General features: G+C 62.9%; 8 protein-coding genes. 1 reads left to right on the top strand and 7 read right to left on the bottom strand.

Translation table 11 applies throughout. The features are described from left to right. Nucleotides 1–3: 3 nt before the first annotated feature. From CWS72_RS18565 to CWS72_RS18545, 5 genes are all read right to left on the bottom strand, one after another. Nucleotides 4–186 (bottom strand): CsbD family protein, encoded by a 183-nt coding sequence (locus CWS72_RS18565; protein ID WP_101252172.1) that lies wholly within the window; start codon nucleotides 184–186, stop codon nucleotides 4–6. 169 nt (nucleotides 187–355) lie between these two features. Further along, a complete protein-coding gene (locus CWS72_RS18560; RefSeq protein WP_101252128.1) occupies nucleotides 356–1,357 on the bottom strand; it encodes a dihydroorotate dehydrogenase-like protein in 1,002 nt (333 codons plus the stop codon). Nucleotides 1,358–1,432: 75 nt separating this feature from the next. Next, nucleotides 1,433–4,999 (bottom strand): pyruvate:ferredoxin (flavodoxin) oxidoreductase, encoded by a 3,567-nt coding sequence (gene nifJ / locus CWS72_RS18555; RefSeq protein ID WP_199175782.1) that lies wholly within the window; start codon nucleotides 4,997–4,999, stop codon nucleotides 1,433–1,435. Next, nucleotides 4,996–6,663: an NAD(P)-binding protein gene (locus tag CWS72_RS18550; RefSeq protein ID WP_101252127.1), complete on the bottom strand. Its 1,668-nt coding sequence runs from the start codon at nucleotides 6,661–6,663 to the stop codon at nucleotides 4,996–4,998. Before CWS72_RS18550 ends, nifJ begins: the two co-directional genes overlap by 4 nt. Next, nucleotides 6,660–7,952, bottom strand: a complete 1,293-nt coding sequence (locus tag CWS72_RS18545; RefSeq protein WP_101252126.1) for an MFS transporter — start codon at nucleotides 7,950–7,952, stop codon at nucleotides 6,660–6,662. The genes CWS72_RS18550 and CWS72_RS18545 overlap by 4 nt, the downstream gene beginning before the upstream one ends. 287 nt (nucleotides 7,953–8,239) lie before the next feature. Here CWS72_RS18545 and CWS72_RS18540 point away from each other — a divergent pair, with 287 nt between their 5' ends. Further along, nucleotides 8,240–9,187 (top strand): L-lactate dehydrogenase, encoded by a 948-nt coding sequence (locus CWS72_RS18540; protein WP_101252125.1) that lies wholly within the window; start codon nucleotides 8,240–8,242, stop codon nucleotides 9,185–9,187. A gap of 327 nt (nucleotides 9,188–9,514) precedes the next feature. Here the strand turns inward: CWS72_RS18540 and CWS72_RS18535 are convergent, their stop codons facing one another. Both CWS72_RS18535 and CWS72_RS18530 read right to left on the bottom strand, forming a co-directional pair. Beyond that, complete coding sequence (locus CWS72_RS18535) at nucleotides 9,515–10,210, bottom strand: VIT1/CCC1 transporter family protein (RefSeq protein WP_101252124.1); 696 nt, start codon at nucleotides 10,208–10,210, stop codon at nucleotides 9,515–9,517. 8 nt (nucleotides 10,211–10,218) lie between these two features. Next, nucleotides 10,219–11,493 (bottom strand): cytochrome c, encoded by a 1,275-nt coding sequence (locus tag CWS72_RS18530; protein WP_101252123.1) that lies wholly within the window; start codon nucleotides 11,491–11,493, stop codon nucleotides 10,219–10,221. Between the last annotated feature and the right edge of the window lie 5 nt (nucleotides 11,494–11,498).

The raw sequence follows: 11,498 nt of genomic DNA, 5'->3' as shown, positions 1-11,498 counted from the left end.
GAGTTACTTCTTAAGTGCCTCTTTCGCGATGTCCTTCGCGCTGCCGATGGCGTTTTGGGCCTTGCCCTCCACTTTGTCTTTTTTTCCATCGGCGACCATCTTGGCATCTCCGATGACGTTGCCGACCGCTTCCTCAATGGCGCCCTTGACCTCTTTAGCCGCGCCGACGATACGATCCTTGTCCATGTCGCTATGCTCCATTTTCCGTTGCTCTCGCGGGTAGGTCCGATGACCGCGAGAGCAGAATAGCGGCCGAGGGTGGTGTGTCGGGAGGATCGGAAAGTACTTATGCCAACTCTCGGGGGAGTCATCCTCATCCGAGACTTGGTATTAGGTACGCCGCTCCGGGCGGTGGTCAGTGGGGCGCATAATGCTCGAGAATCCGGATATAGTTCGCGCGTGTGTAGATGCTGGGATCGCGGCTGCGCTGCCAGCTCATCATGCCCCGCATATCGGCGAGCGTAGCGATTCCCCGTTCTTCCATCCATGTCCGCAAGCCGCCGGCGAGGATGGACATGTAACCGACGTCGTGTCGCAGCAACGCCGAAGCCGTCATCACCACATCGGCGCCGGCCAGAAGGCATTTCACCACGTCGGCGCTTGTTGAAACGCCGGTGGACGCGGCCAGGGAGGCCGTAATTCTTCCCGAAAGGATCGCTGTCCAAAGCAGCGATAGCCGCATTTCGTTCGGTTCGCTGAGATCGATCGTGTCCGTCAGCTTCAGGTGGACGAGGTCGATATCCGGCTGCATCAAACGATTGAAAAGAACCAGCCCGGCGGCGCCATGTTCCACCAGGCTCGTTGCGAAGTGGCCTATCGCGCTCAGATTGGACGGCAGCTTGACCGAAACGGGCAGCGTGATGGTTCCGCACACCGCATCGACGATCTCGCTGTAACGGACTTCGATGTCTTGGCCGGATTCCCTGAGGTCGGTCGGCACGTAATACATGTTCAATTCGACGGCCGCCGCGCCGGCCGTTTCGATCAACCGCGCATATTCCGTCCAGCCCGACAGCGACGATCCATTCAAGCTGGCGATGATGGGGATGGAGACCGCTTCGGTGCCGCGTCGAATCAAGTCGAGATAACGCTCCGGCCCCACGCCATAGGGCTCGCCGATCGCCGCGGGAAAATAGGAAAGGGCCTCCGGGGAGCTGTCCGCGTGAATTTCGGTCAGCCATTGACGAACCTCGTCGTCACCTTCGATCTGTTCCTGGAACAGCGACGGCAGAACGATCGCGGCCGTGCCGGCATCCTCAAGGCGGCGGAGATTGTCGAGATTGGCGTTCAAGGGTGACGCCGAGGCGATCAGGGGATTTTTCAGTGTCAGGCCGAGATAGCTTGTCGTTAGAGACATGTTTCGCTCCCTGAGCCGGATGGTTTTTGCGGAAGGCGCGAAGCGGGGATGTCCGGGAATCCGCTTCGCTTCAATTCAATTTGCCGGGGGATGGAAACGGCTGCCGTCGCGGCGCGCGAGTTCCTCATATTGACGATATTTCTCCGTCACGGCCGCCTGCGCCATGAGGAGGAGACGGTCGGCCTCGGCGGGATGAGTGCTCGCCAGGGAGCTGTAGCGGAGCTCGTTATAGGCATAGCTCTTCAAGGGAAGGCGCGGGCGGGGGGAATCGAGGATGAACGGATTTTCCTTCACGCTTCGCATCATCGGATTGTAGCGGAATAGCGGCCAATAACCGCTGGCCGTCGCCAGGTCCTGCTGTTTCATGCCAAGGCGCATGTCGATGCCATGGGCGATGCAATGGCTGTAGGCGACGATAAGCGACGGTCCCTGATAGGCCTCGGCCTCGCGGAAGGCGCGCAGCGTGTGCTGTGGATTGGCGCCCATGGCCACCTGGGCGACATAGATGTTTCCATAGGCGATCGCCTGGAGGCAAATGTCCTTTCGCGCCGTTCGCTTGCCGGCCGCGGCAAACTTGGCCACCGCGCCGAGAGGCGTCGCCTTCGAAGCCTGACCGCCGGTGTTGGAATAGACTTCGGTGTCGAGCACCAGCACATTGACGTCGCGACCGGTGGCGAGCACGTGATCGAGGCCTCCATAACCGATGTCATAGGCCCATCCGTCACCGCCGACGATCCAGATGCTGCGCCGAACCAGATGGTCGATGACCGAGAGCAGATCGAGGGCTTGCGGCTCGGTACTGCCCTGTAAGCGGGCCTTGAGCTGAGCGACCCGAATGCGCTGGGCGCGGATATCGGATTCGATGATTTGCGGCGCATTGGCGATATCCCTGGCGAGATCGGCCCCGACCTTGTCCGCAAGGCCGGCCAACAGCGACAGGGCCAGCCCGAGATGCTGGTCGGCGGCGAGCCGGAAGCCCAGTCCGAACTCGGCGTTGTCTTCGAATAGCGAATTCGACCAGGCGGGGCCTTGGCCTTCGGCGTTCTTCGTCCAGGGGGTCACCGGCAGATTGCCGCCGTAGATGGAGGAACAGCCGGTGGCGTTGGCAACCTGAAGCCGGTCGCCGAACAACTGGCTCAGCAGCTTGAGGTAAGGCGTTTCGCCACAGCCGCCGCAAGCCCCGGAGAATTCGAACAGGGGTTCCAGGAACTGCACGCCACGGACGTCGGCGAAATCCACCCGCGCCCGATCATTGACCGGCAGTGTTTCGAAGAAGGCGATATTGGCTTGTTCGTCTTCCAGCAGCGGCAGTTTTCCCGACATGTTGATGGCCTTCACGCCGGCTTCGCGCGGGCTGGTTTCCGGACAGGCCTCGATGCACAGGCCGCAGCCGGTGCAGTCCTCGACGTAGAATTGCAAGGTGAAGCGGGCTTCCGGATAGCCGCGTGCATTGACCGGGGCGGATTTGAACTTGGCCGGCGCTCCGGCAAGCTTGTCTTCATGGTAGTAGCGGGCGCGGATGACGCTGTGCGGGCAGACGAAGCCGCATTGACCGCATTGGACGCAAAGATCCTCCCGCCAGACCGGGACGATGTCGGAGATGTTGCGTTTTTCAAAGGCGGCGGTTCCCGACGGGAAGGTACCGTCGGCGGGAATGAGACTGACCGGAATTTCCTCGCCGTCGCCCGCGAAGATGCGGGCGGTCACCAGACGGACGAACTCGGGCGCGTTCGCCGGAACCAGGGGCCGCCTGTCTCTTTCGCTCGTCACTTTCGCCGGCACCGCGACCTCGCTCAATCGTGCCAGGGTGGCGTCGACGGCGGCGAAGTTCTTGTCGACCACGGTTTGGCCCTTGCGCGCGTAAGTCTTGCGGATGGAGTCCTTGATATGGCCGAGCGCCTTGTCGCGTGGCAGGACGCCGGAGATCGCGAAGAAGCAGGTCTGCAAGATGGTGTTGGTCCGCGATCCCAGGCCGGCTTCGCGGGCCACGGCGGAGGCGTCGATGACGAACAAACGGAGTTTTTTCTCGATGACCGTCTGCTGCACCGGGCGCGGCAGACGGTCCCAGACGTCGGCCGCGGGATAGGGCGCGTTCAGCAGCACGGTGGCTCCGGGGGCGGCGACACGCAGGATGTCCTGGCGCTCCAGGGCGGCGAACTGGTGGCAGGCGACAAACCCCGCCCGGGAGATGAGATAGGGCGCCCGGATCGGATCGGGCCCGAAGCGGAGATGCGAAACCGTCTGCGCCCCGGATTTATGAGAATCGTAGACGAAATAGCCCTGGGCGAAGAGCCCCGCATCCTCGGCGATGATTTTGACGCTGTTCTTGTTGGCGCCGACGGTTCCGTCCGCGCCAAGTCCATAGAAAACCGCGCGCGTGACGTCGTCCTTCTCGATCATGAAGCTTTCGTCGACGGCGAGGCTCTGGTGGCTTACGTCGTCGTTGATGCCGAGAGTGAAGCCGGTCCGGGGAGGGCTGGCTTTGAGCTCGTCGAATGCGGCCTTGGCCATCGCCGGCGTAAAGTCCTTCGATGACAGCCCGTACCGCCCTCCGATGACCCGGGGCATCGCCCGGCGCGCGCCCTCGGCGACCGCGCAGGCGAGGCCGGTCACGACATCGAGGAACAAGGGCTCGCCGAGAGCGCCGGGTTCCTTGGTTCTGTCGAGAACCGCTATTGCCCGGACGGAGGCCGGCAACGCGGCCAAAAAATGCGAAACCGAGAACGGGCGATAGAGGCGGACCTGAAGCACGCCGACCTTCTCGCCGGCAGCGCATAAGGCCGCCGCCGTCGCGCGCGCCGTCTCGGCCCCCGAGCCCATCAGGATCAGCACCCGATCGGCGTCCGCGGCTCCGTCATAGTCGAACAGATGATACCGCCTGCCGGTCAAGGCGGCGAAACGCTCCATCGCGGCCTCGACGATGCCCGGAACGCGCGCGTAGTAAGGATTGACCGCCTCGCGCGCCTGGAAAAACGTGTCCGGGTTTTGCGCGGTGCCGCGGATGAACGGATGCTCGGGGTTGAGCCCGCGGGCGCGATGGGCGCGGACCAGATTGTCGTCGATCATCGATCGGATGTCGGCGTCGCTCAGCAACTCCAGCGTGTTGAGTTCATGCGATGTGCGGAAGCCGTCGAAGAAATGCAGAAATGGAACCCGGGATTCGAGCGTGGCCATCTGGGCGATCAGGGCGCTGTCATGGGCATCCTGGACCGAGGTCGAGCTCAGCAAGGCGAATCCGGTGGGCCGCACCGTCATGACGTCCGCGTGATCGCCGAAAATCGAGAGCGCCGAGGTCGCCAGCGAGCGGGACGCCACATGGAAGACGGTCGAAGTCAGTTCGCCGGCGATCTTGAACATGTTGGGGATCATCAGCATCAGGCCCTGGGAGGCCGTGAAGGTCGTGGTCAGCGCGCCCGATTGCAGCGCGCCGTGAACGGCACCGGCCGCGCCCCCCTCGGCCTGCATCTCCTGAACGGCCGGGATATTGCCCCAGATGTTCTTAAGTCCTTCGGACATCCATTGATCGGCCAGGTCGGCCATGGTCGAGGAGGGGGTTATCGGAAAGATCGCGCAGACCTCGTTTACCCGATAGGCCACATGTGCGACGGCCGTGTTGCCGTCCATCGTCGTGCGTATGCTCATTGGGCCGCTTCCAGGGTCTTGGTGGGTTGGGGGATGATTTCGGGCACCATCTCCATGGCATGGCAGGGGCACTGCTCGACACAGACGGCGCAGCCGGTGCACAAAGCCATGTCCACCCGGTAGCCGTGGCTTGGGCCGAGTTTGATGATCGCGGTCTCCGGACAGGCGGCGAAGCAGTTGTCACATTCGAAGCAGTTCCCACAGGACAGGCACCGTTGCGCTTCGTAAAGCGCTTCGGCCTCGGAAAGGCCGTCCATGGTTTCGCTAAATCCCCGGACGATTCGGCTTTCCGCGTCCACTTCCCGTTGGATCGAGCGTGGCGCATCGGCGTAGATCGGCAGTTTGAGCTGATCGAACCCCACCATCGGATGCCGGGCCGCGACCTGCCGGATTTCCCCCCGGAGCCAGGCGTCGATGTGGCGGGCGGCTTTTTTGCCGTGTCCAACCGCCGCGGTAACGGTTCTGTCTCCGGGCACCATGTCGCCGCCGGCGAAAACGCCGGGATGGCCCGTCATCATCGCCTTGTCGACGACGAGCGAGCCGTCCGCCGTGAAGGCGATGCCCGACACGCCTTTCAGAAAACCGCTTTCGGTCTGTTGGCCGAGCGCGAGCACCACGGAGTCGGCCGTCAAGGTCTCGAATTGTCCGGTCGGCTGAGCCCGTCCCTGATCATCGAGCCGCATCGTTTCGACCGTGATGTCGTCGCCGTCGATTTCCTTGATCGTGCTGAGCCATTTGATCTTGATGCCCTCCGACAGCGCCTCGGCGGATTCGAAGGCTTGGGCGGTCATGTGGACCCGGTCCCGGCGATAGACGATCAGCGTCTCTTCGGCGCCGAGCCTGCGGGCCGTGCGGGCGGCGTCCATCGCCGTATTGCCGCCGCCGTAAACGATGACGCGGCGGCCAAGACGCGGAGAATCACCGGTCTCGACCTCATGGAGCAGGGTGATGGCGTCGATCACGCGTGCCGCATCGCGCGCGGGGATATCGCTCCGCTTGCCTATTTGCGTGCCGATCGCCAGGAATACCGCGTCGTATTTGCCGGCCGCCTGTTCGGCCAGAATATCCTCGACCTTGTGGTCGAGGGTGATTTTGACCCCCATCGCCTCGATGCGGGCGATCTCCCGCATCAGGACGTCGCGTGGCAGGCGATAGGCGGGAATGCCGAAATGCAGCATGCCGCCGGGAAGAGGTCCCGCCTCGTGAATGTCCACGTGATGCCCCAGCCGGGTCAGATGGAAGGCGGCGGAGAGGCCGCTGGGTCCGGCACCGACGATCAGCACGCGCTTGCCGCTTGATTTCGCGTCCACCGGCAGCGTCCAATTCTCGGCATCGGCCTTGTCGCCGAGGAGGCGTTCGATGGCGTGGATGCTCACCGACGTGTCGAGTTCGCCGCGATTGCAGGCGCTCTCGCAAAGGTGATAACAGACCCGGCCATGGACCGCGGGCAGGGGATTGTCACGGACCAGATGCTGCCATGCCGCATGGAATTTCCCGGCTTGGGCGAGCGATAGCCAGCCCTGGATGTCCTCGCCCGCGGGGCAGGCGTTGTTGCAAGGCGGCAGCAGGTCGACATAGCGCGGCTGGCTGCTGCGGGCCGGCCCCACCATGCGGAGTTGGGTCATGTCGACCAGGGGGCTCATGTCACCATGCTGATGGCTCATGTGTTTGACCCTTTTGCTTGCGTGACCGGAGCGGCGGGACGCCGGGCTGTGCCGGTTTCCTGCAGAAAGAAGGAGAGGACGATGGCGAGGACGATTCCCGCGATGCCGACCGCGCTGGCATCCTGGAAGACGCCGAGGGTGAGCGGCTTGCCGCCCGAGAGCAGATTCAGCAACCAGCCATAGGCCGGCGCCAACACCGCGCTCAGCGTGAAGACGAGGAAGTTGATGGCACCCGTCGCGCTTCCCTTGACCTTGTCCGGGTTGACCTCCTTGATGATCGTATAAGGGATCATCGCCGCCCCCGACCCGATGCCGAGCAGAAGCCCCAGAAGATAATGCGGCATGGCGTGCGGCAGATAGACGGTGGCGGCGAGGGCCGCGAGCATGAGGAGCGCGCCTCCGATCAGGACCGGTTTGCGCCGGCCCAGCTTGTCGGCGATATAACCCAGCAGCGGACAGCCGACGACCCAGCCGAGGGGGACCATCGTCACGCGGTTGACGGCATCCGCGTAATCGACGCCCAGTCCCTCGCGCAAGAACGGCATTCCCCAGATCATGTCTCCGATCGTCGTCGGCAGGAACAGCAGTCCCGCCGAGAGGCCGCACAGATAGGATTGCGGGTTGGAGAGCACGGTTTTGTATGGCTTGAACATCGACAACAGCGCCCCGCTTTTGCGGGGTTGCCGGTCATGTCCCGCCGGGGTCGAAATGCAGATGATGGTTGCCAGGATCAGCAGGGCGATGCCGGAAAAGATCCAGAACTGCTGCCATGAGATGAGGCCATGGATCATCGGCCCGACGGTGAATTGCCCGGCGGAACCGCCCAGCATGCCGAAGCATTGGGTGAAGCCGACGGCCGTCGCGAGATATCGGGACGAAAAACCGTGGCTTGCCAGATAGACCGCGCCGGTAAAGGAAAAGGCGGATCCCGCCCCTTGCAGCAATCGGCCGATCTCGGCGTCGAAGCTGGAGCCGAGGCCAAAGACGATGGCGCCGCTCGCGGTGATCACTATCCCCAAGGGAACGACATATTTGGCGCCGAGGTGATCCAGCGCCGCGCCCGAGACGATCGCGAAGACGGAGTAGGTGTAATAGTAAAGGCCGATGAGCGAACTGACGGCGATCGCGGTCGTTCCGAACGCGCCCGTCAACTCGGGCATCATCACGCCCGGCGCCGATCGCAGGGCATATTGGCCAAAGTAGAACAGCACGCAGAATCCCCAGGCGAGGATAAATCCCCGCTGCGTATTTCCTATCCGCACATCTACGGTCGTTGTGGCTGTCGACATGGAGAAACCCTCATTCGGCGGATGGTACGCAGGAAATTCTTGCGGCAATCGTCTATTTGAGACTCCGCGTCATCACCGGCGAAAGGTTCGGAAACTACTCAAGAGATGTCTTTATCGATTTGGTTATTTTTCCAGATACACCAAAGCTTCCGCTCTTTATCTCTCTGTCTTCGGGTGAGTATTTTCCGGGGCTGTCGCGCGCGGTCCATCCATCGGAGTCTCCGGGACGTTCCCTGGATATCCGGGAAAATCGCGGGGGCGGAACCGCGTCATTGAGGAGGATCGCCATGAAGATCGGAATCGTCGGAGCCGGACAGGTCGGCTCCACGGCGGCTTACGCCATGATGCTGCGTGGTGTCGGCTCGGAGATCTTGCTTGTCGATCGCAATGCGGATCTGGCGGCGGCCCAGGCCCACGATATCCTGCATGGCACGCCTTTCGCCTATCCCGTCCGTGTCTGTGCCGGCGAGGTCGCCGATCTGGATGGCGCGGGAATCGTCCTGCTGACGGCCGGCGCGAACCAGAAGCCGGGGGAAACCCGGCTGGATCTGCTGTCGCGCAATGCTGAAATCTTCGCCGGCATCGTTCCGAACGTGCTGGCCGTGGCCCCGAAGGCGGTCTTCCTGGTGGCGACCAATCCGGTTGACGTCATGACGCAGATCACCTCCATCCTGGCTGTCCGGCATGGCGTTCCGGCGGAACGGGTCATCGGATCCGGGACCACCCTCGATACGGCGCGGTTTCGTGCGCTGCTGGCCGAACATATCGGGGTCAGCCCGAATTCAATTCATGCCCATGTTCTGGGGGAGCACGGCGACAGCGAGGTGTTGCACTGGTCCGGCGCCGTCGCCGGCGGCCTGCCGATCGCCGAGATCACCCGCCAGATGGGGCGGAGACTGGAAGAGGCCGACCGCAGCCGCATCGACAAGGCGGTACGCCGCGCCGCCGATATTATCATCAAGGGCAAGGGGGCGACCTGGTTCGGCATCGGTGCCGGTCTCGCCCGATTGGCGCAAATCATTCAGGATGACGAGCGGGCGCTGGTCACCTGTTCGATGGTGACGCCGGAATGCCAGGGCGTGCGCGATATCGCGCTGTCCTTGCCGCGTTTGCTGGGGGCGGGGGGCGTGGTGGCGACCTTGATGCCCATTCTTGACGTCGGGGAACGTGTCGAACTGAAGAAGAGTGTGGAAATATTGAAGGAAGCAGCGGACGGCGTGTGCCGAAATATTTAGAAATGAGGCTGATGGTTGGGTTTTTTCATCATTTCCGCGAAAGAGGGTGTGAAAAAAGAGTGGCACCGGCGTCCCTGCCCATAAGCGCTCGGATTAAGAAAAATCTCCCCTCGCCCGCTTTGCGGGAGAGGGGACGAGCGTAAGCGAGTGGGGTGAGGGGACTTACGCGCGGGAGCGCGGAAAAAGTGTGCAGAAACAAACAGGTCTTTATGTCTCGCGGACGCTAAGCCCCCCCCCTCACCCGCTCGCTTACGCTCGCCACCCTCTCCCGCAAGGGGCGAGGGTTAAGCTAGCGCTTATGGGCAGGGACGCCGGTGCCACTCGCTCTCAGACGACTTTTCCCAAAAGAGCGCCGATTCCCGTCGTCAAGGCCATGGCCAGCGCGCCCCAGAAGGTCACGCGGATGGTCGGCTTGAGGATGTTCGCGCCACCGGCCTTTGCGCCGATGATGCCCAGCAACGCCAAAAACACCAGCGAACCGGCGGAAACGCCAGGCAGCAACCAAGGTGACGGCGAGACGGCCGTCAATGCGAGCGGCAGGGCCGCGCCGACGGAAAAGGTCACCGCCGAGGTCAGGGCGGCTTGCACGGGGCGAGCGGTGTTGGACTCCGAAATGCCAAGTTCGTCGTGAGCATGCGCGCCGATGGCGTCTTTTTCCATAAGCTGTCCGGCGACTTGGCGGGCAAGCGGTGTCTTGACGCCGCGAGCAACATAAATTTGAGCGAGCTCCTCCTTTTCAAGATCGGGAGTGGCCACCAGTTCCCGCCGCTCACGGGTAAGATCGGCGTGTTCGGTATCGGATTGCGAACTGACGGAGACATATTCTCCGGCGGCCATGGACATGGCGCCGGCGACCAGGCCGGCCACTCCCGCGATCAAGGCGTCGTTGCGGGAGCCGGCCGCCGAGGCCACCCCTAGAATCAGGCTGGCGGTCGAGATGATTCCATCGTTGGCGCCGAGTACGGCGGCCCGCAGCCAGCCGATCCGAGCGATAAGGTGGTGTTCCTTGTGGGCGCGGCTCATAATCCTGCTCACCGAGCTTTTGTGTTGCGCAGAGAGGTGACTTTCTCACGAGTGGTCGCCGTTCCCGTATTGCCCCAGCTGGTTTGAATGAAACTCACGACATCGGCGATTTCCTGGTCGGTCAGGACGTCGGCATAGGGCGCCATGGTGAAGACCGACGGCGACGTTGCCGTGGCGGGCACGGCACCGCCGGCGAGCACGATATTGATGGCCGAGGTCGCATCGGCGGTCTGGAGAATGGGATTGCCGGCGAGCGAGGGAAACACGCTTCCGGCGCCCTTCCCATCCGTCCGGTGACAGCCGCCACAGCGATCGACATAGATTTGAGCGCCCTTTGTCGGCGGAGTACCGTTGAAAAGCGCCTTCGCCGCCGTATCGTCATATCGGAAGGGGGGGGAATCCTTGTTCGGCGCCAGGGATTTCAGGTAAGCGGCGACGCTGACAAGATCTTCGTCGGTGAAGTATTGCGTCGAATGGACGACGACATCGTTCATGCCGCCCAATGTCGCGCCGTGCGTATTGCGGCCGGTCTTCAGCAGGGCCACGATATCGCTTGCGCTCCAACCGGCCAGGCCGCCGCCATATTCGTCGCGGAGCGAAACCGGCACCCAGCCATCGATCGCGGAGCCGCCCGACAGATAGTCGCTTCCTTCGGCATCGCTCAGGGCCTCTTCCTGCAGGGCCAAGCCACGCGGCGTGTGGCAGGCGCCGCAATGGCCCGGTCCTTCCACAAGATAGGCCCCGCGGGCGATCCGCGCATCGGCTTGGGGGGGCGGCTGGAACGGCTGGACCGCCGGGGCAAAGGCCCACCGCCACACGCCAAGCGGCCAGCGAACCGATAAGGGCCACGGAATTTCCGACTTTCTGTTGGCCTGCCGGACAGGATCGACACCATGCTGGAAATAGGCGTAAAGCGCCGCCAGATCGTCATCGCCGATGCGTGAAAACGATGGATAAGGCATGGCCGGATAGGAGCTATGCCCTTCATCGTCAATGCCTGTGCGCATCAATCGGGCGAAGGTGTCGTAAGTCCAGTCGCCAATCCCGGTTTCCTTGTCGGGCGTGATGTTCTTCGAATAGATGATGCCGATCGGCGTTTGCATCGGCAGCCCCCCGGCGTAAGGCTTGCCGTCTTTCGCCGTATGGCAGGTGAGGCAATCTCCGGTTCTGGCGACATATTCGCCTTTCGCCACCAGGGCGCGATCGCTGTCGCCGTCGGCCAGGGCGGTCGCCGGGATCGCCAGAAACAAAAGAAGTGCGGCCCATGGTCTGGTGACGGTCATTGGCT

Origin of the sequence: Telmatospirillum siberiense (genome assembly GCF_002845745.1) — a bacterium.
Taxonomy (GTDB): Bacteria; Pseudomonadota; Alphaproteobacteria; order Rhodospirillales; family Magnetospirillaceae; genus Telmatospirillum; species Telmatospirillum siberiense.
Note: the sequence above shows the minus strand (reverse complement) of the source record. Positions and strands in the feature narration are given on the sequence as shown.

Bases quoted from the DNA above. Each gene is read 5' to 3' on its own strand.
- CWS72_RS18530 (WP_101252123.1), bottom strand. From the start codon at position 11,493: ATGACCGTCACCAGACCATGGGCCGCACTTCTTTTGTTTCTGGCGATC.
- CWS72_RS18535 (WP_101252124.1), bottom strand. From the start codon at position 10,210: ATGAGCCGCGCCCACAAGGAACACCACCTTATCGCTCGGATCGGCTGG.
- CWS72_RS18545 (WP_101252126.1), bottom strand. From the start codon at position 7,952: ATGTCGACAGCCACAACGACCGTAGATGTGCGGATAGGAAATACGCAG.
- CWS72_RS18540 (WP_101252125.1), top strand. From the start codon at position 8,240: ATGAAGATCGGAATCGTCGGAGCCGGACAGGTCGGCTCCACGGCGGCT.
- CWS72_RS18560 (WP_101252128.1), bottom strand. From the start codon at position 1,357: ATGTCTCTAACGACAAGCTATCTCGGCCTGACACTGAAAAATCCCCTG.
- CWS72_RS18550 (WP_101252127.1), bottom strand. From the start codon at position 6,663: ATGAGCCATCAGCATGGTGACATGAGCCCCCTGGTCGACATGACCCAA.
- nifJ (WP_199175782.1), bottom strand. From the start codon at position 4,999: ATGAGCATACGCACGACGATGGACGGCAACACGGCCGTCGCACATGTG.
- CWS72_RS18565 (WP_101252172.1), bottom strand. From the start codon at position 186: ATGGACAAGGATCGTATCGTCGGCGCGGCTAAAGAGGTCAAGGGCGCC.